The following is a 21139-nucleotide window of genomic DNA, read 5'->3' on the forward strand; positions in this document are numbered from 1 at the left end:
TGTATCCACCCAAAAAAGTCGTTCCAACTCCCCTTCCCCCTTAAACCTTACCAACTCTTACTCTCCCAACACTTCAAGCCATTTTCCAATATTCTCCGCCTAAAAAAGTCGTTCCTGCATTTTCCCCATATTCATCTAATTTTTGTTCAGATTTTACAACCGTTTTGGACTAAAAAAGTCGTTCCAAAGTAGAGGCGTAGTAGAGTTAAGGGATTAGGTTTTAGGGTAAAAGAAAAAGGAATAAAGGCTCGAAAACCCTTATTCCTTCTGACTTTTTTCAATTTTATTCCCGTTCTTATAATTCCTATTTCTTCCTTAATCCTTGTTTCTACTCTCCCGACTTTTTTTGTCCTGAACCGAGTTTTTTTGGTCAGGAGCGAGTTTATTGGGTGAAGACATAATAGTGTTAAGTTATTAGTGAAGTTGCTATTATACCTAATTAACAGAATAATTTTTGATACAGTAGAACAATAGTAGGAATTAACTAACTTATTCAAGTATTCCTTGTTTATTCATATATTTTTTCAATTGTGAACATAAATAGTAATATTCGTAAACAGTGTTAGAAGTAGCTTCACCCTTCGCTTGGACAGGTCCTCTAAACCCCGAAAGATTCTTAATACTATTTAACATTTCATGATACTTTGACCTTTCTATCTGATCAAGTAACTCTAATAACTCAATTTCATATTCAAAAGGCATTTTTAAGATACTATTTATGTATTCTTCAACATTCTCAACATGATAGTAGAGATATTCACCAAAATTTGCATTTCTATTTGCATCAATAAAAAATAAATCACCTTGATCATTAATTAAATCAATTCGTTCTGTTATTTCCTTAAACTCTTCTGAAGACAAAGTATTAATATTCTTACTATCTTCTCCATACCTTTTTACAATATTCACTAATGGAGCTTCCATAAATGACACAATTCGATTTAGTGGCATTTTCACTCGAAAATTCACCCTTTTCCTCTTTTGTAATCCTGGAATCCATATATCAATTATATAAAAAATAAATGCTGATAAATATCCTATACTCAAATTAAACAGAACATTACCAATTTCCGCACCATACAACCAAAACTCTGGAACGCTATTCCAAATAAACTGAGTAAAGGCAATTATTAAGATAGACGTAATCCCAAGTAGAACCAACACAACTTTCACTTTCATCACTTCCTTGAAACAATATATCTCTAATAATACAAAAATAATAAAAGGAACGGTGCAAACCATTCCTTTTCTAAAAATCTATAAAAATTTTTAAACATTTTTATCTAATACGAACCCTTTGTTGAACTTCCATACGGATTTTGTTATAAATCTCAATTTCTTCTTTATGTTCAAACATAACAGACAAACAATAATTTTGTTGATAATTCTCATCTGTAATCCATTTATTTGAATTAGTAATCATTATTGATATTGGTGATTCTGGCATATTAGGAGGTTTTTGCTTAAATTCTTTTATGCCTTTTTGATGACAACCCATTTTTCTGGCATTTACTTTTGGAAACATATCATCCCATTCAAACTTCTTGAGTTTTTCAGGTGTTTCAATTTCAATAGCATGATTTACCTCTGCAAATTCCTTCTCAAGAATTTGTGGATTTATAGAATGAAAAACTTTGAACTCCATTCTGTTACCTAAATAACTGTCCCCTCTGGTTGCTCTTGTTTCTGGAGTAAACGTGAGAACCACAGAAATCCGCTTGTATCCTTTTATCTCAAAAAACTCTTTCGGTATGTTAACTGAGTATATTTTAATTTTATTTAATCCAATCGAACCTTCATCTAATAATATTACTCTATTATCAAATGAATGTATTGCCTTGTCCACATTCGGTAATCCATAGCCCTGAACTCTGAGAGAAGAATTTTTATTAGTTGTGTCGTTTCCAGTAAACACAGGCATATCTATATTATCTGCTGATTGTAACAATAAATTTTTCAAATAATCAGCATTTTTTTGCGGGAATTTGTTTGCTATTTGCCCCAAAATATTTGCTACAATTGGTGCTGAATAGCTTGTCCCATGGTCAAATGTAAAAGGATTTTCTAATGGTTTGTTTGATAAAACAGGAATATTACCCCCTAAATTTGTCCTAACTATACCACCATAATCCTTTTTAATTATATAGTTACCACCTATATGTACTACTTCTGGCTTTATCATGCTGTTTATACCTGGACCAACTCTGGTAAATGGAGATGGCTGTCCACTATCAGCAACTGGATGCCAAATTTCCTTCTCAACTACACTAAATCCATTATCTAAGTATTTTACATCATTAGCAATGGAACCGACAGTTATTGCTAATGATGCTGTAGCTGGGTTAATTAAGCGAAAACTTTCATCATTAGTTAGATAGTCAGGATAATTTTCAATTACATCATCTGAATCATAATCTTGGAGTAGAAAATCTCGATTTCCAGCAGAAACTACAAAAACACATTCACTGTATTCAAAAGCCAACTCATCAATTAAAGCCGCCAACGGAAATTGTCTGTTGCTCTCTTCATTTAATATTTCATCTGAATTTCCAAAAGAAATGTTAACAACTTTTACTTTGTATGAAGGATTATCTAAAAAATGCTGAATTGCTTCTTTAAATTGACTTTCTAAAAGTTTCTGAGGATCATATGTGCTTCCCATTACTTGACCATCGAAACCGTATTGTCCATACATTACTTTAGCTGAAAAAAGCCAATTTGATGAATAGAATTTCTTCTCAACGATTCTTTTGTCTAATTCTCCGTATACTGCAAATCCAGATACAGCAGTTCCATGTCCAGCTATGTCTTGAGTTTCACTTTCCCCTTCCTGAAAATTCTCCTCAGCACCAACCGTAGATTCTAAAAGGGGATGACCTGCTATAATACCAGAATCAACTACTAAAATTCCAACTGCATCGTCATCTGGCGGAACCACTTCCACATCAGTAATATCTATTCCTTTGTACTCTGAAAGTTTAAAAGTGGGTATAAAAGGTCTGTCAATTTTAGCAACTTCTTTAAATTTAATTATTTCATCTAATGTTTTTTTATTTGTTCGAATCCTGTATAAAGCAAAAGATTTTGTAATCAACTTATCGTAGATTTGAAAATCACTTTGACTATAATTAGTTTCTAACCCACTTATAAATTCTCTTAACTGATCATCGTCCATTCTCCACAATTCCATATTTAGATATTCTGGATCACTATCACTCATAGGATTTCTCTTTAAACTATTACCCAGCTTTTCTTCTTCGGGAATATCCTCCACACCATCTATAGCATTAAAAAATTCATATTTATGCCCATCTGGAACAATCCCCGAATATTGCGAAAGCTTACCCTGGAAGTCCTTAAAATGTTCATCTGTTGAAAAAACTACCCAATACCCTTTCTTATCTTCCGCAAATGATAATACTTTTAACTCTCCAAGAGAAAAGAGGATTTTTTCAAATGCTTCTACTCCCACACTTTGATTTACCTTTAGGCGGTAAATCAAGTTAGGATTTATTTTCCCACTAAATTTTTGCTTTATTTGTTGAAATGATCTTGATATTTCATCAATATTTGATTTCATCCCCGAATAATAATCCTTTTTATCTCTGGGAGCTGGCATATCGTATCTTGGAAAACCATTATTTCTTTTTTTCTTATTCAAATTACCATTAAATTCAGGTAGTCTAAGATGTTCGTAATAATTCATAAGAATTCCCCCCTTCCCCTAATTCTTATTCTCCTTGTTTTCTAACAGACATTCTCTCCTTATATCTTGAAAATGAATACTCCAAATCAGCCGTAGTTATAATGTCATTTCCATTAACAATTGCATGAACCATAGCTTCTTTACACATTCCTTTTATATCTGAGGGAGAAAAACCATTTGTTTTTTTACTCCAACCATCAATATTAATTTCCTTCTCTCTCTTCATGACTTTTAAATATTTAATAAATAATTCACGACGATTTATTTCATCTGGAAGTTCAAAGTTAATAACCTCATCGAATCTACGCCATATAGCTGGATCCAAAATATGAGGATGATTCGTTGCAGAAATAATCAAACTATCACCTTGAAACTGATCAATCATCTGCAAAAAGTTATTCACTACTCTTTTTATTTCGCCACTTTCATGCTCGTCATTTCTATTTTTCCCGATAATATCAACCTCATCAAATAAAACTACCCATCTGCCATTCTTAATAAAATCAAATACCTTTCTTAAATTTGTTGCTGTTTCACCCAAATAAGATGATATAATTGCATCAAATCTAATATATACAAGAGGTAATTGTAAAACTGAGCTTATAACTTGAGCAGTAAACGTCTTTCCAGTTCCAGGCTCACCGCTAAAAAGCAATTTATTTTTTGGCTTTAAATTATAAACTGCTAAGACTTCCGAAACTTTAATTTCTCTAATAAGTTGAGTTAGTACGTACTTATTATTTTCAGATAAAATGAGGTCATCGAAGTCTAAATAAAATTCTTGGATTTCAAGTAGTGGGAAACCACTGTCATTATCTCTTGGAATCGGTAAATTAGGCTTAAATCGCTTCGAAACATTTTGGTTAGAACTGTTACTATAGCTAAACAAAGCTTCCTTTAACTCTTTTGCTACAACGTTATGCTTTTTTCTTTTTTCAAGAGCAATTAACTCTTCGCCTAACCGATAGAACTCCTCTTCATCTTTTTTAGAAAAGGCTATAAATAATTTTTTTATTATCTCTGTTGAAGTCAATCTATACACCCCCTTCTAATAAATATTACACGCCATCATTGTACTTTTATCTATTATAACCTTGATCGAAAACCTTGGAAACAAAATTATCCATTATAACGCTTAACCCGAAAAATATCCACAATTTTATCTTGCTCTAATTCAAATTTATTCCCTGAATTTCATTCTTTAAGATTTGTTCAGCCATTTCACATGCTTTTTTATCAGAATTTTTTATTCCACTTTTTCTAATCACTTTCCACAAATCCAATTCCTCTCTTCTTATATTCATTTGATGTATAACATATTTAATCCTTCTTTTCTGAAACTGCTCAATTGTTTCAATTTTTTCATAAAGATAAGCTTTTAATTTGGGGAGTTTATTCAGTTTTTTCTCCAAAAGTGCTTTTTCCCCCATTAAGCTTCCTATTCTGCTAATTGTTATACGTATTGGTTTCTCTTCAGAATTTAATATTTCCTCTACGATTTTGATTGCTTTTAGCAGTAATTCCTCATCTCGTTTTTCCCAACCAACTTTTTTAGCAGAAAACCTTTTTACTGTTCTTGGGCTATTCTCTTCTAACCATTGTTTATCATTTCTATATAACTTCATATACAGAGGCTTATTTATTTCTCTCAGTTCCGTTTTTGACTTGTCGGGATGTTTTTCTTGTAAATTAAGCCAAGCTTTCCTGTCTATATATTTGCCACGATTCTCATTTAAAATCACTCGGTCATTCTCGACCGCTGTTAAATATCGCTTTATTGTATTTGGATCTGCCCCCATTATCCGAGACAATTCTCTTAAACCAAGCCCCATTCCTGCAAATTCCTGCAACTTTTCATTCCATACATGCCCATATTGCTTTACCCTTGTTTTACGGTAACGATCCCTCTCATTATTATCTGGTCCTCTTCTTGTGTAACTAAATCTACAACGAGGACAGGTGAATGTACCAATTGGTGCTTTTGTTTTTTCGCATAATGTAATGGTAACTTCCTCTATTACGGGTTGATGGTGATATTGACACACTGTATTCAGACAATACCAGTTCGGTTTACCAAATGGTTCTTCAATCTCTCGACTAAATACATCCTCTAACGACAAGCCCAGTGCCGACATCACTAATAAATGCCGTATAGGATGAAATGATTTTCTATTCTTCTGTACAATCATTGATAACCAATCACCCTCATTACTTAATGATGAAGAAAACAACTGAAGAACTTCTTTATAATAAAAAGAGGAAAAATACTCCCGCCATATTTTTTGTTTAACTCTGCCAGTGTAATATGCCATATTCATTTCCACTAACTTGCTACGATATTTTTGATCAAACCATTGCAATCCATGCTTCTGTAACGGATCATTCGTTATCTGCTGAATATACGGTGCTAACTGTTCAGCAGTATGCAAATAGGCTGATTTCGTTTCCTTCTTAACTCCATCAAATACACATGATTCCTTTGCTTCTATGCAATTTGTAGATGTTGGTATTTGAAATCGGTGTTTATTTTCTTGAACTGTTCTAACAGCACTATTGTACAAAGGAGATAAATGTTTCAAACAACAATGAATTCCAGGCAGTTGGTGAATACGATGCCAGTAATGTTCGCCATATTTCTCTTTATCTTCTTTCATACATTCTGGACAAAAACGTAAGTATTTATTTTGAGGTACACCACTTGCATTTATCCCTGCTCTTACATAAATGGCTTTACCATCGTCACTACACATAGATTGATATATTTGCTGACTTTTTTCTTCTGAAAGAAAAGCTGTAAAAAATAAAAACATAGTATGCTTATAAATTACTTTTTGCTCATTGAATGTTTTAATGTTATTTATACTCTTTACCAATGAACTAATGCCAGATGGTAAAAAAACCGAAGCTGTTAAGCTCCGATTTTCAAAAATATCATCTAAAGTTCTCTTGTAACTTATATTTCCGCTACGCACATGGTATCTGGCACAAACGCTATACAACAATTCATCTGGATAAGGAGTCGGAAAAAATATTAGCATCTAACTTGCCCCCTTAAACTCTTTAATAACTCCTGCTCTTTTTAGCGATTCATAATTTGTTAGTCCCTGTTCTTTTCCAGTGTTCACAATATTTCGTAAATCATCTTGGTCGTTTTTCAAATTATTATTCTCTCCACCAGTATTGACCTCTATTGATGCTTGAAATGCCTTTTTAACAATCTGTTGTATATTAGTAAGTTGGTTCTCTTCCATAACTTGGTTTACAGCCTTTTTAGCATTTTCTTTTGAAAGTCCGAGCAGGTTCAAGCGAAAAATTGCTTCTTCCTTTAATTGCTTGGTATCATTGCTTCTATTTATTTGTTTCACCGATTTAACAAGGGAGTTTTTTTCTAAATTAATTTGTTCTGCTTGAATTACTTCATCAAATGGTAAATAGATATCTTCATACTGTGCAATTGATTTCATATCGCCAGTTTTCAATGCGATTATCATTGGTTTTACCAACTTTAAATTTTCATCTGCAACTCTGCTAATCAATGTTGGAGATAATGTCTCTTTGCCAGTAGAAACCGCTCTTGTTTGGGACAAAGCAAATAATTTAAGTGCTATATCAATAACTCCCTGACTTTCTTCATACATTACACTTACAAATTCATCTGTTAATTCAACAGGTTTTCTTACCCACTGGTATTTCCAAATAGCCTCCAAGAAAACTCTCCAATATTCATCCTGCCGTAGTCGGTCATAAATCATATCACCTTGTCCACTTCCTCTACGAGCTTGCCTAAATTCACGTTGTAAAACATTCATTGCTTTTGGTGTTCCAATAAGGACTAAAGGTGTACCAATCACATTACTCAAAGTAACAAAGAAATTCAGCATTAAATTAGCTCCAGCACCCCGTAGACTTATGTTTTGAATTTCATCTATTACTAAGATGCCAAGACCAATGCTCCTACAGATTTGTGTCATGATAGGAATTAGAGTATTTACTGATAACTTATTTGCACGACCATATTTATTGAAATATGCAGTTCCGAGCAAACCATCCACTGCAATAAAAAATTGGTTAACCAATCCTTTAACTGATCCATCATGTGGACATTCTAATCGAAGCCAAACCAGTTGTGTGAAATTAAATTCTCGCTTTCTATATTCTGAATGCACAATCACTTGTGGCATTAACTCTAAGATTTTTGCTACTGCTGTACTTTTTCCTACACCAGATGGTCCAATAACAGTAAAGCTCCTTGGAATAGCTTGATTGAACCAAATATTATTTTTTGATAGAATCGCTTCATGCCCTTGAACCATTGTAGATGCATACATCGGATTTAATGGATTTCTGCCAATATATCCTTGTCTTATTAGTCTTGATATACGGCTTTCCATATCAATATGGGCGGGAAGAACTTGAAAAATATTAAAAAGCCTTTGAATAAGGTGGAGCCGATGTTGTCCATCCAACTCTCTTTCTTGTTTATCGAAAAATGGGTAAAAACTTAGTAGTTCTACAACATCTGACTTAGAATAAATTTGTGGGAGTGCTTCTATCAGCGGGTGATTTTGATATTCTTTAATAACCTGTTCACGATAAACTGCCTGATGAAAACTCTTATTCATCGCTCCGTTCTAATCCTTTCTTTTGATATTTTTTAATCAACAGTAAATCGGGATCATTGGAATTTTCTTTGTTACTATTCGTGGATTTCATCAATCTTTGTTCTTCTAACAATCGTTCTTTTTCATATTGACGATTCCTTTTTATCCCCTTCACTCTACTACTTTTACTTATATCGACAACTTCTTTCTTAGACTGCTTTTCAGCCTTTTTTATTATTTCTTCTACGTCACCCATTAGTTGAATTTTCCCTGCTAATTCTTGATGCTTTTGTTCACTCTTTTGGATCTTTTCATATTGATGGAGATATTCTACATCACTAATTGATTTCGACTTGTAACGAAATTGATGCTCTAATAACGAGCATTTCTCAAAACTATTTCTATGGATTCCTCTTAAATAAATAAAATTCATTTCTCTCGGATCATAAGTGATGTCGACCTTCCAACTCCCGTTTAAGCGTGCTTTAACAAACCATTGTTCTTTTAATGCTAAAGTGGAGCCATAATAAATATTTTTAAACTTTATCCCTTGCCCTGTTACGGTTGCTGTTGCTCTTGGCAATAAATGAAGCATCATTAATTCTTTCGAAATCGTTCTTAGTTTCCCAGCTCGGTTTTGAATCCCCCAATTCCATAGTTTAATAGGTACTGCCTCTATATCAGACTCTATCAAATCTTTTTCCCGCACGTATCGTTCAATAACATGATGATTGTTATAATAGAGGACACATTTAATCACGATTTGTGTAAATTCTTTAAGTGTTAACTTACCTGCTAAACGGTAGTCTTTAGTACCCCTTTTATTAAAATCTGAATAAACAGCTCCAGGTAACAATGGCTTAACTTGTATATTTAGTAATCTAAAATGCTGTTCTACAATAGATTTGAAATCGCCCCTATACGGTGCTGAATTTTCGATTTTAATATTTAGCTCTTCGGTTAAAATATTTGATGCGTTTGATAATAACTCCGCTCTATCAGCAACAATGCAAGTTGGTAAATGGGCTGTTGGCCAGTCTGATTCCTCAATCTCTATGTCATACCTTTTGCAAAAATCCTCTTTGTTCTCTACCATGTTCATTAATGCAATTCGTGCTTGCTCAAAATTAGGACCATCCAGAGAAACATGAATACCAACAATCATTCTTGACCAGACATCTTTACAAAAATATAAAATGGGTCTCCCAATAATCCAGTTTCTATTGAATTCACTCACTAAATACACATCCGCTACGGTAGAATCAATTTGAACTTTTTCTAAAGGAAATCGAACTTCGTTTGAAGCACTACTTAAAAGCGGTCGATAATTCAAATCGAAATGGCGTTTTCCTTTTCTATGGATTATTGTTTTACTTACATCTTGCTCTTTTCGAACCCAATAAACAAATTGCTTGTATGTGGGCAGTAATTCAGGAGATTCTTCTAATTCTGTTTTATAAAATTCTTTAATCATTTGTTCATACGCAAAACGCAAACTTATATTACTATCCTTTTCATAAAACCTTTCTTTAGCAATTCTAAATATCTTCTTAGTCTCTTCATCTATATTAATCCCCTGTGAATCATCCAATTCTCTTGGTCGCCCCCGCTTTACATTACTACTGGATTTATCTTTTCCTTTACCTCCGCAGTTTCGAAAGTCGGGCAGTAGAGCAGTCTTAGTCATTCCTCTTTTCCAATATCGTTTCAAATATTTCAAAATGGTTTTTCTCGATAATTCCATTTCTGTTGATAAATTGTTTATAATTTTATTTCTCCTTACACTTACCAACAGGTTTTCCACACCATTAGACAATAGTTTATTAATTACTATCCATGCTTGATTTTGTAATGATAACGATTTTTCACTTTTTTGCGATTCTCCATCGAGACATGCCCAAGGATCATTTTGTACTAATTCAATTTGATTATTTGCAAACAACTCCTCGATATCACTTATTAATTTTTTATTTGGCAATGTATCATCAAAAATGTTTACAAGGTAACACACTTGGTATTTTTCATCTATCCAAATTACTCTTTCTATATGGTTAGGGTTGTATTTATATTGAATCAACTGATTTAAGGAAATGACCACTATGATCACCGCCTTCATTTATAAGCACTTGATTTGCTGACATAGATAAATCCAGGGGTTCTAACATATCAACTAATAACCGTTTGTGAGCTATTAGATGTTTGAAAATCAAAAGACCTGTACCTTTGTCTGCATTTACTTCCTTGTCAAAATTCGTTAAAAGTTCATTTAATGGCATTTCTCCAGCCTGAACTAATAAATGAAACAAAATATCTTGATAAAGCTCCTGCTGTGATGATGTAATCCCATATTCAACAAGAAAATAAGATGAATGAATATACTCAATGTTCTTTGCCAATATTTTAGGTATTTCTTTATTTGTAACAATCCCATAATCAATACCTTTTTCTTCCCAATAACGTCTTTGTATCTCAAACCTTTCAATAACCTGATTGTTTTCTAATTGACGATAATCTTTTATTGATCTTGCATAGTAATTTGCTTCTCCGTCTTTCCCCTTTTTAGTCACAAGAAATGTAGTTGTTAATATTAATGGTTCACCTGTTTTTTGGTTAATTAAGCGTTTGAATAACTGATCGTCAAGTTGAGGAGTGATTTTATCTAAATCCTCCATCAAAGGATAATGCTCCCTTATATCTATCACTTCATCATCAAAATCTAACAAATAAAAAAATCGAGTTTCAGAATCAGATAAAAAATGGTGTACCCTTTGACTTTTCCAACCTTTAATTCTTGTCGCTCTTCCCTTTGTAGTTACTCGAAAGACATCAATAAATGGTTTATAATCTTTCCCTTCCCCTTGTCCGTATCCTTCCTCTATTAATTTATTAAGCCTTTTTAATGATTGATTCATTTTAACTACTGGCACTACACTCACTTCCTTTTTACTAAGATCCTCGAATTTAATTTGGGTAAACTAATTAGTTGCAATATTGGGTGGGCAAAAATAAAAAAGCCATTCCTTATAGTCAATTTCAACGATTTTTTTTAATCGCAAATGACTTATAAGGATTGACTTATTAGTTCTTTACTTCTTCAATTTCTTTTACTTTTCTATAGAAAGTGGCTCTTGAGATGTTAAGCTTTTTGGATATCGCTGTAACCGTAATTTGACCTCGTTTCCATTGACGGTACAGTTTTAAGAAGTGTTCATCAATATCAATTGTCGGTCGCCCGAATCGAATTCCCTTGGCTTGTGCAATTTTGATGCCTTCTGCTTGTCGCATTCTGATGTTATCTCGCTCAAGTTCGTATAAAGCACCAAACACCACTAACATAAATTTCCCAGCAGGGGTGGCTGTATCCAAGTTTTCTTTCAGACTAACTATTTCTACCTTTTTAGCATTTAACTCTTTGACAATGGTAAGGAAGTCCAATGTATTTCTTGCTAAACGTGAAATAGACTCGATATAAACAATATCACCTTCACGAACAAAACTTAACATTTCCTTCAGTTGTGGTCTTTCCATATTTTTGCCACTTATTTTTTCAGCAAAGATTTTTTCAACGCCAACCTCTTTTAATGCAACTAATTGTCTATCCAAATTTTGCGATTCCGAGGAACATCGAGAGTACCCGATTTTCATCAGAAATCCCTCCTTTTTGGATATTCTTAAGACATTATTATCTTTATTTGTAGCAAAAAGTCAAGCCCTATTTATATTACATGTTGCAATATTAAAATAGGGTTTTGCAACACACTTTTATTATAGATTTCAATGTTTCAAAATGTTTAGATTTTGAGTCACTTCTATACTATTGTTCTAATAACTGTTCAATCTGACTCTACCATTTTTAGCTACTCCTCTAATTAGATGTTCTTTCATTTTGTCTCAAATATAACTAAAATCATGATAGAATGTGGTAGAAGAAATTATAGGGGATAATTAGTTTTATATAAGGGGAGAGAGATGTTGTATAGCATATTGGACATTGATATGGATTTTTTCATAGATGATATAGCTCATTGGGTAACTGGGGACAATCGCTTAGATGAAAATGAGTATAATCCCTGGAGCGAAAAAGATTTTAGGTTCTTTCTCGAAGAAAAATGTTTATTAAGTAAAAGTCATCCGACTAAAGGGAAAATAGTTACAAATCATCATGAAGCATTTTTCTTTTGGGATGAGCTAATTAGTTCTCAAAAAGTAAAAACACCATTCAAAGTAACCCACATAGATGCTCACTCCGACACAGGTTTGGGGGACAGTGGTTATGTATATATAATGGGCGAGTTACTTAACCATCCAATTGTCGAAAGGCGAAATAATTTAGATACAAAAAAAGTTTTCATGAGTAATTACCTGTCCTATGCTTTAGCTTGTGGGTGGATAAGTAATGTTGATTTTGTATTACATGAAAAGTGGGATAATGATATTATTTCTGCACACTTGAAAAACTTCTCTGACAAAGAACAAGCGTTTCAATTTAAGGGATATCCTAAAGGCATAGATATTGGTATGTCATACGAGAGAATTGTTCAAGGGAAAATATCGCCTATACGGATTGATAAAGAAATACCATACACTTTGATTCCTTGGAAAAACTATCGTACAGAAAAGAAATTTGATTATGTGGTTTTCTGTCAATCACCAGGATATACTCCAAAAACTGCGGATTTTATGCTCGATATAATTAAAGAATATATTATTGAGATATGAAGTTAGCATTATAATTCGATTTTCAATTAACGTATCCAATTTTATTATTTTTACATCCTCAAATATGTAATGTGCTTTTCTTGCAGTCGCAAGCTGAAGCACATTATCCTTTTAAAATTTATTATACTAAAATGTTAGTTCAAGGAAGCGATTCATAATATTCATCATAGAATTCATCCAGTGCCTCTTCAAAGTCTTCAAATTCCATTATACATGCCAACTTAAACGCATCATACATAGCAATGCTTCTCTCACAATTCGAAAGTTCACTTTCAATCCTTTTTTCAACCCGATTGTAATCTTTACTTAAATATGCCAACGGAATTTTCCCCCAAGAAAGCTGTTCTTTTTCTATTCCTCCATAAATTAACCCTGTGAATATATCAAGATAACAGACAGCTCCTTGAATGCCATATTTCTGATAGCGTAAGAGTTTTCTTGCCACCTCCTCATAAGAAATACGATCAATAATATACAACGCAAGTTCTTTTTCTATAGCATCCTCATAAGAGTCAAAATCTCTTTGGTAATTGTTGGTTAAAAAATTTACACAAATTTGATAATCCATTGCATCACTATAACTATCAAAAATTACACCATAATCTTCTTGTCCTTCTACACCATCCCAACCATCGTTTCCCAAAATATCATAAATTTTATTGTAACGACTCTCATAATCTCTATCTTCAACAAAGTACATCTTTTTTAAGATAGCCCCTTCTTTAATTGCTTCCTGTACACTCGGTAAATCCTCCGTAACACTATTTTCAAAAATATCCACAATATAATGGCGATTTGTCCAAAACCAGCCTATCTTATCATAGTCATTCCTGATACAATCAAATTGCTTAGAATAGTAATCACAATTAAATTCATACACATCCGTAAGTTTTATTACTGTAACTTCTTTCATTCTGAGTCACTCCTTGATTTTATTTTTTTGAATTCAATTCCTTTTTTCTTATACTCTCCAAAGTGGAAATTCAATAGTTTCATTACTTGATCTGCATAGCAATCAATATTGAAGCCATTGAATTCATCTATCCTCTTTTTATCGCAAAGCTTGTATATCTGCTTTAAGAGCAATTCAAGCTCCAGTTTTGCTTCATTCAAACTTTTAAACTTCATCTTGATATTTTGCTGAACGATAGCATGGGTTATTTTTTTCGTTATTCGCACTGCTCGTTTCCGTAATTGTATTGCTTCGCTTTCCCTAATATTTCTACTATCTTCCTCTACAGTTCGGTACACTTCATGAGCTACGTCAAGAGATCGCTGATACAATGCATTTTTTCGGAAATCTGGAACCCACATCATGACATCTCCTCATTTAGAATCTTTTCTATTCTATTAGCCATTGCTATAAGCATTTTGAAAATTTCTTCTGCTTCCTTATCCAAACTCTTATAAGTTTCTTTGGTGATATATTTCTGCATAACGGACATGTCCAGGAAAGCCCGACATTCAGAAATGCTTCCAATACTGGTGTTCAGCCTGTCATATTCTTTTCGATAGTAATAATTTGCATTTCCTTCTGCGATGTTGCTGTATACACTGGAACTGGCTCTACGTAACTGGTCTACCACGTTATTCCGCTCAAAAGAAGGAAAGTTCTCAACAACTTTATATATTTTTTTACTAAAGAGCAGTGATTTTTTGTATACTTCTAAATCTCTAAAATCGCCAATAAATGTTTTCTTTTCTGCCATAGTTCTTCCTCCTTGTTTAGTTTTTTCATTTAAGCATCTTGGAAATAAAAAGGTGTTGGATGATAGGTGAGATGGGTAATTTGAGTTTTATAAGGGGATGTGTTACTTCGAATTATCAGTTTAATAACATACGGGTTAAGTGTTGAGTGAAGTGTTTTATTGGGAGACACATGATTACTAAAGAGTATGATGTTATCGACATTTGTTTCGATTTCTAATGTGGTTCTATATCCTGCCGTAATTCTTTCGAAGTCACCCTTAGCCAATGTTACATTCATAAAGATTGGTACTTCGTATTCTTTTGCTATTTTATTGATGGTTCTTAAATGAATTTGGTCCCTTATTCGGTAAATAGTACGCTGATAAATTGGCGGTTCTTCCTCATCTAAAAGAATAGCAACCTTTGGATTCGTTCTTTTAAAAGATTTAATCATATCCACCAACAAATCAGTATCAACACAATTGTTAGTTTCAACGTGAATATTAGTTAAGATTGGGTACAAGTTTGTTTGATATTCCTGAAGAGTACGGGAGGATGAAGAAATTTTGCTAATAATAGCGGAGAGAGAAGGAGCTTGTTCTCGGTGTAACTTATAATCATGCCTGACAAGTATCTTTTGTAAAATGCTATTTGCTGTGTCATGACTCGTATAATATAAAACTTTATATCCATTTAAAGCAAGATGCTCAGCCATAAATGACAAGAATGCATTTCGTTCATCACCCATTCTACCAATTAAAGCATATAGCTGATGTGAAAATCCTCCGCTTAGAGCAACATCTAAGTTTGATAATCCTGCAGAAACTTTTTGCTCATACTGGGTAGTTGCTTCATCAATAAAATCAGTTTCGAAGTAATGCCATAATCCATTCAATGTTTCCTTTAATTCTCTTGATTCAATTTCAACTTCCTTATTCATTAGAATCATTTTTTCTCACCTTTCCTTTTATCTATTGACATTAATTAGCAATAACATTTTTGCGAAATACAATATGCGAGATTTGTTTGGGAGAGAATGGCTCCCCAAGTGCAGTTATCCTACTTACATAAAATCTGATAATCAATTTTATTTTGCATAGTGCAGTCACTCCTTAACATTAAATTTTACAGATAATAGGTAATTATGAACCCTATAATCTGTATGTAAAAAATAGTCGGAATTAAATATGTTAATCTAAAATTGTGGGAGTAATTTAAGAAATGAGTAAATGTGGAATAAGGAGAAGTTTATAGCTTAATTTTATAAAACTATTAAATACTTGTCAATGCTTATATGCAATAATATTTAATTTATTTAATATAAACAATAAACGTATACCCTACAGAGAGCATACTTTTAAAAAGTCGTAAAGCTCATTTACTTGAATAATAGAAAGATATCAATAAGATTTTCTCTTATTTAAAAAGTCGTATTTTCTATATCTTATATATAAGGAAGAATACTTATTTTACGACTTTTTTGTATTAATGTACTGATATCATTGTTCGTTGCTACAATATCAATTGATTTGCGATTATTAGAGAAACCTACCTCAATTGCATATTCCCCATAATGATAATGCAAGAACCAGCAACACCTTGATAATTTGAACAATCCCCCATTGGTAATTGCTACTAAAAGAAATATCCCCTTTTAATGAATAAACAACTATTGGTTTATGAATCCACCAGAGAAGCCTCGTAGCTTTAGAATAATAACCAGTAAAAAATGCAACAATCTAATGTAAGTGTAAATAATAAAGAACTTTTAATTTATGCAAAACAGATAATAGAAACTGTGCAGTTATACTAAGTACATGTTTAAATCTACTAATCTGTTTTCATAGTTCATTAAAACCTGTAAACATATTAAGAAAATGCACTACTCCTTGATATCTTAGCAAAAATGCAATGAACTGATTAAAAGTCATGCAAATAGAAGTTTTACAGCAAATTACTTAAAGGTAATAGCAGTTACTCTTCTATTTGCACATATAACTACTGATTAAACTTGATATAATTGCATTACATACAACAATGCTTGGCAATGATTAAAAGGTCATTTCCATTCCAAAAAGGAGAGAGCATTAACCTCCTATAAGATGGAGATATTTAATCTTCACAATGGATATTGTAAATAAATTCACTGTTAATATTAGCATTGTCTTTTGTTATGCAGAATATCAATGCATTTCATCACCCTTGAAATGGTTATTTACCAACTAAGATTTTATCGTATAATGTCTTTTATCGAATAATCTACTTCTTTAATTTAATCAAAATAAATGTGCTTTACGACTTTTGGATATAGAAAAACCGCAGAGATTCTCTACGGTCAAGTAAACTTATATTGCCATTTTCTCTTCTGTTTCTTCCCCTTGTTCAATATAAACATGTTGCCCCTTTGCATACATCTGATTGCTTATCAAAAATGCTTCTATTGATTTTAGTAACTTCGCAAAGTTCTTTGCATCTTGATAATCAATTACATCCCTTATTTCTCGCTTGGCGACTTTTTCTTTTCCTTCTTGCTTGCAATTGTAAAGGAATTCCATTATTTTCTTTTGTCTTTTTTCTGTTTTCGTTTCTTCTTCAGTTTTTCTTGCTGTGTAATCGACGTTTAATTCATACTGATAATAATTAATGCCTGGCATCTGTTGTCGGACTATATCAATCGCATCTTCATTTGCTGTAAAAACAATATAGTGAGCATTTTTGCTGTTATCTCGATTTATTCGTTTCATTGCTTGATAAATTTCCCCCGCTATCATTGTTTTTCGAATTTGCTCAACCGTAGTATCTTTAAAAATTGGAATGTCCTCATTTAGATGCTTTAATGGTTTGTAATAGTCATGTTGAAGGACATAATCCACATAATCGAAGTTCGGTGTTTTCATTATCACGACTGTTTCATACTCCCGATAATCATTTACCCCGATGATATTCCCGAAGTATTCAATAGTTATAGTCTCTTCTATTTTTTGAATTTCCTTATCGGTCTTCCCAGTTAACACAAGATAATTTTGAATCTCCTTTTTCAAGGTATCCTCGTTATCTTTGTCAGTTACAAATAGGATTTTTTCTTTGAAAGAGAGGGAAAGTTTCTCGAGGGCTTTTTGGTAGAAGTTAATATTACGAGATAAGGCTTCCTTACTTGTTTTAACACAATAATGAGTCAAGGTTGAATTGGAGTAATCATAGAATTTATCTTGCGGATGAACAACGAAGAGGTTAGATAATTCGTAGCGATAATCGAAACCAGCATTGGCATCGAGAATAATATTGTTTTTAAGGAGTTTAGGCTCTATTTCACTATTAAATGTGTGTAAGTCATTATTACTGTATCGACAGCCATTATTTAAAATTTGTAGGATTCTCGATAGAACTTCAGTTTCTTTCAACTGCTGGTAGTTTTCTATTATCGTTGGGAGGGATTGTTTATAAGGATCAAAGTATTTCGAAGAAAAATCGAGGTATGGGAAATTTCGAACATTATGAGGGTTAGTTATTTCTTGAGTGACAATATTTTTTAAATCGGTAACAAGTTTTTCGATGAACTCTTTCTCTTTGAAACGATAGGCATTTTCCCACAACTTGGATAGATCTTTTAATGAAATCGTTACCCTTTCCAAAAAGTCTGGAAACTCATCTATTATAAGAATATGCCTTCCGTCTAATATTTCCTGATGTTTTCCGAAACACACTCGCATATACATGTTGTGAGTAATGGCTAACACTTTTGCGTTTAATTTTCTGTTTCGAATTTCATTCTTTATTTTACTATTTCTATCTTTATTGTCCTTACTGTCAATATACTCTGCTACCGAATAAACAGCATGGGAGTTGATGGTTTTTACAGTATCTATAAGTGCATCGCCACGTTTAAACTTTTGAACATACAGAACTTTATAATCTGTCCTTACTACCAATTCTGCAATTTCAGCCAGTGTAAATTGACTTTTCCCTGTTCCCGCTTCGTGATTAAACACATGAAAAATGTTACTATCCCATCGACTCTGATCTGTAATTTGCTTCTTGAGTTGCTCAAAGTAACTTGAATTCACTACTAAACTATTATTATGCTGATGTGTTGCCTTTAACTTTTCCATGTCAAAATCATCTCCTTTTACTAATATCTAAATAGATAATAAAAGGAGCGTTGTTTTTTGTCAATGCCTATATGCAATATTATTAACATTTGTTTCATATAAACAATATTTTGAATTTTGCTGACAGAGTAAATCCTCTATAAATCAATAATCTCTTTCTTTCTTGTTATGAAAGTAACTCTTTCCCCTTGTATTTGTGCAAGCCAACTTTCTCCGTTTAAATCTACAGTAATGCTACCATCCTTAATGTCTAAAAGCTTTGTCCCTTTTTTAGATACTATATCTTGAATTGCAACTATTGCTTTCTCCCTATCAAACGATCTATTTTGAGCTGACACTGCTTTTATATCCACAGTAAATGTAGTGTTCATAAATGGTACTTCAATACATTCAGTAGATTCACGCAAATGTATTTCCCTTAGTTTTTGTATTTCTTTTAACAAAGGAGAAAGTTGACCTAAATCAAGTTCCGCTTGCGAAAGTTCAAAAACAGTGTGGATTATTTTAATCAACGTTTCTTGCTCTTCATTGTTAATAATTCGATTATCCAGTGGGTTCTTTAGCTTATGTAAACGAATAAACTCATCTATTGAAAAGACAGCTTCTTCATCATAGTTAGTAATTAAATTTTCAAAACCAAATGCACGAAAAACCTCTCTAATATCCAATTTCAATGCTGATGTTAACAAGCAAACCACTTTAAAAGAAGGATTTTTCTGTTCTTTTTCTAAACGGTTAATATAAGAAGGATCTATCTCGTTATTTAGCAAACTCGATAGCTTCGCAAGTGATAAACCCTGCTTGTTTCGTTCTCTTTGTACAATAAGACCGAACGTGTTTTCCATCATTTAAAACCTCCATTTCATTGCATATATACAATACATTTTCATTATAGCAAACTTGTGTTAGCACGTTGTCAGACATAATCAAACAATTTTTTGACTATGTTACATTATAAATCCTCCTCTGTCGCATATAAGAAAGAAAATATATTTTAAGGAGGTATTTATCTTGCACAACAAATTTTTTATTGCCGTTGATACTGGTAAAAGTTATACAAAAGGAGTAATACGCACAGAAAATAGACTCATTGAAAGAGTCAAATTCAGAACAAAAGTAATGGAGGCAAGCGGATTTGATAATGATATATTAATGAAAAATACTAATGTAATTGAATATGAAGGAAAAAAGTTCCTTATCGGCGACTTAGTGAGTGAGGATTATGTTTCCTTTGACCTTACTAAGCAAACAACTGAACATCTTATTTCGATTTATTTAGCAATCACGAAACTCTTAGAACGGTCGCAAGACTATACCGCAATGGCAAAGATATACTTGGCGGTAAATATACCAATAAACCTTTACAAGAACGAACAGAAGCGAAGAGAATATGAAGCTTTTATTCAACAGAATGGCAAAGTGATTGGAATCGAGGTAAATGGTAAACCATTTTCTTTTACACTCGAAAAAGTGATTGCACTTCCAGAGGCGTTAGGACCCATCTATTATCAGAGAAATGATTTTCGTCAAAAGCGAGCATTAATATTCGACATTGGCTCATTAAATACAAGCGTTTTAGAATGCAATAGACTCATTCCAAACTTTGATAGGATGCTTGTTAGCAATCTGGGCATTAATATATTACGGTCTTCCATTGCTGAGCAACTTTCATCACGATATGCAATTTCTTTCACAAGTGACGACGCAGAACAAATCATTCGTGATAAACGAATTATAGTTGATGGAAATGAACAGGAAGAAGGAAATGAAATCATTAAAAGTGCCTTTGAACAACATGTAAAACAGATTATTAATTATGCGAAAAGCCGAAAAATAAGTTTTGCAAATACTGAATTAATTTTTATCGGGGGCGGGTCCATTTTGTTAAAGGAACAGTTTTTGAAACACTTTCCTAATGCCACTTTCACTCCCCAAGAAGATACCCAATTCTCCACCACCCTCTCATTCTTAATAATTCTTGAGGCGAAATACAATGAACAAAGAAAGGCTTAGATTAAGTATTTCATTTCGTGAAGAATACCGCCCTATCTATGAACACCTTCTAAAACAACCCAATCGAAGTGATTATATTTGTAGGATCCTTCAGAAAGAAATCGAGCATAACAAATGTCTTGAGGAAAAAATTGATAATCTATTAAGTATCTTTAATGATAATAGAACGCTTTCAAATCCTTTCTTACTTTCAAGCTCAACCACAAAAGGGGAACAAGAATTGCAAAACGAAGATATTGATTTGCTTAACACATTGTTTTAATTGAGTTATGACAATAACTAAAAAGGGTGGGATTTCTCCC

General features: G+C 32.7%; 18 protein-coding genes. 3 read left to right on the plus strand and 15 right to left on the minus strand.

What is annotated here, in order from left to right; all coding sequences use genetic code 11:
• Nucleotides 1-489: 489 nt before the first annotated feature.
• From CRO00_RS18000 to CRO00_RS18035, 8 genes are all read right to left on the minus strand, one after another.
• The gene (locus CRO00_RS18000; RefSeq protein ID WP_097075059.1) at nucleotides 490-1173 is read right to left on the minus strand and encodes a hypothetical protein; all 684 of its coding nucleotides are present in this window, start codon (nucleotides 1171-1173) and stop codon (nucleotides 490-492) included.
• 106 nt (nucleotides 1174-1279) lie between these two features.
• Nucleotides 1280-3706 carry a S8 family peptidase gene (locus tag CRO00_RS18005; RefSeq protein WP_097075060.1) on the minus strand — a complete coding sequence of 809 codons (2427 nt, stop codon included), beginning with the start codon at nucleotides 3704-3706 and terminating at the stop codon, nucleotides 1280-1282.
• A 25-nt stretch (nucleotides 3707-3731) separates the two neighbouring features.
• Nucleotides 3732-4748 carry an AAA family ATPase gene (locus tag CRO00_RS18010; RefSeq protein ID WP_097075061.1) on the minus strand — a complete coding sequence of 339 codons (1017 nt, stop codon included), beginning with the start codon at nucleotides 4746-4748 and terminating at the stop codon, nucleotides 3732-3734.
• A 127-nt stretch (nucleotides 4749-4875) separates the two neighbouring features.
• Nucleotides 4876-6744, minus strand: a complete 1869-nt coding sequence (locus tag CRO00_RS18015; RefSeq protein ID WP_097075062.1) for a TnsD family Tn7-like transposition protein — start codon at nucleotides 6742-6744, stop codon at nucleotides 4876-4878.
• Nucleotides 6745-8328 (minus strand): ATP-binding protein, encoded by a 1584-nt coding sequence (locus CRO00_RS18020; RefSeq protein WP_097075063.1) that lies wholly within the window; start codon nucleotides 8326-8328, stop codon nucleotides 6745-6747. It abuts the gene before it with no gap.
• Complete coding sequence (locus tag CRO00_RS18025) at nucleotides 8321-10405, minus strand: Mu transposase C-terminal domain-containing protein (RefSeq protein WP_161946734.1); 2085 nt, start codon at nucleotides 10403-10405, stop codon at nucleotides 8321-8323. Before CRO00_RS18025 ends, CRO00_RS18020 begins: the two co-directional genes overlap by 8 nt.
• A complete protein-coding gene (locus tag CRO00_RS18030) occupies nucleotides 10371-11234 on the minus strand; it encodes a TnsA endonuclease C-terminal domain-containing protein (RefSeq protein ID WP_097075065.1) in 864 nt (287 codons plus the stop codon). Before CRO00_RS18030 ends, CRO00_RS18025 begins: the two co-directional genes overlap by 35 nt.
• Nucleotides 11235-11385: 151 nt before the next feature.
• Nucleotides 11386-11952 carry a recombinase family protein gene (locus tag CRO00_RS18035; RefSeq protein ID WP_097075066.1) on the minus strand — a complete coding sequence of 189 codons (567 nt, stop codon included), beginning with the start codon at nucleotides 11950-11952 and terminating at the stop codon, nucleotides 11386-11388.
• 327 nt (nucleotides 11953-12279) lie between these two features.
• Between CRO00_RS18035 and CRO00_RS18040 the strand changes: the two genes are divergently transcribed.
• Nucleotides 12280-13026, plus strand: a complete 747-nt coding sequence (locus CRO00_RS18040) for a peptide arginase family protein (RefSeq protein WP_161946735.1) — start codon at nucleotides 12280-12282, stop codon at nucleotides 13024-13026.
• Between the two features lie 139 nt (nucleotides 13027-13165).
• Here the strand turns inward: CRO00_RS18040 and CRO00_RS18045 are convergent, their stop codons facing one another.
• The 7 genes from CRO00_RS18045 to CRO00_RS18070 all read right to left on the minus strand — a co-directional run bounded on the left by CRO00_RS18045 (nucleotide 13166) and on the right by CRO00_RS18070 (nucleotide 19672).
• A complete protein-coding gene (locus CRO00_RS18045) occupies nucleotides 13166-13939 on the minus strand; it encodes a hypothetical protein (RefSeq protein WP_097075068.1) in 774 nt (257 codons plus the stop codon).
• Nucleotides 13936-14340, minus strand: a complete 405-nt coding sequence (locus CRO00_RS18050) for a four helix bundle protein (protein ID WP_097075069.1) — start codon at nucleotides 14338-14340, stop codon at nucleotides 13936-13938. The genes CRO00_RS18045 and CRO00_RS18050 overlap by 4 nt, the downstream gene beginning before the upstream one ends.
• Nucleotides 14340-14735 carry a four helix bundle protein gene (locus tag CRO00_RS18055; protein WP_097075070.1) on the minus strand — a complete coding sequence of 132 codons (396 nt, stop codon included), beginning with the start codon at nucleotides 14733-14735 and terminating at the stop codon, nucleotides 14340-14342. Before CRO00_RS18055 ends, CRO00_RS18050 begins: the two co-directional genes overlap by 1 nt.
• Before the next feature lie 29 nt (nucleotides 14736-14764).
• On the minus strand, nucleotides 14765-15664 hold the full coding sequence (locus CRO00_RS18060; RefSeq protein WP_097075071.1) for a hypothetical protein: 900 nt from the start codon (nucleotides 15662-15664) through the stop codon (nucleotides 14765-14767).
• Nucleotides 15665-16159: 495 nt separating this feature from the next.
• Nucleotides 16160-16300, minus strand: coding sequence for a hypothetical protein (locus CRO00_RS20215; protein WP_161946736.1), 141 nt, complete (start codon nucleotides 16298-16300; stop codon nucleotides 16160-16162).
• 760 nt (nucleotides 16301-17060) lie between these two features.
• Nucleotides 17061-18824, minus strand: coding sequence for a hypothetical protein (locus tag CRO00_RS18065; protein WP_097075072.1), 1764 nt, complete (start codon nucleotides 18822-18824; stop codon nucleotides 17061-17063).
• 137 nt (nucleotides 18825-18961) lie between these two features.
• On the minus strand, nucleotides 18962-19672 hold the full coding sequence (locus CRO00_RS18070) for a helix-turn-helix domain-containing protein (protein WP_097075073.1): 711 nt from the start codon (nucleotides 19670-19672) through the stop codon (nucleotides 18962-18964).
• A gap of 163 nt (nucleotides 19673-19835) precedes the next feature.
• Between CRO00_RS18070 and CRO00_RS18075 the strand changes: the two genes are divergently transcribed.
• Both CRO00_RS18075 and CRO00_RS18080 read left to right on the plus strand, forming a co-directional pair.
• A complete protein-coding gene (locus CRO00_RS18075) occupies nucleotides 19836-20837 on the plus strand; it encodes a ParM/StbA family protein (RefSeq protein WP_097075074.1) in 1002 nt (333 codons plus the stop codon).
• Nucleotides 20818-21099, plus strand: coding sequence for a hypothetical protein (locus CRO00_RS18080; RefSeq protein ID WP_097075075.1), 282 nt, complete (start codon nucleotides 20818-20820; stop codon nucleotides 21097-21099). Before CRO00_RS18075 ends, CRO00_RS18080 begins: the two co-directional genes overlap by 20 nt.
• The last annotated feature ends 40 nt before the right edge of the window (nucleotides 21100-21139 follow it).

This window comes from Ureibacillus xyleni (assembly GCF_900217795.1).
GTDB classification, from domain to species: domain Bacteria; phylum Bacillota; class Bacilli; order Bacillales_A; family Planococcaceae; genus Ureibacillus; species Ureibacillus xyleni.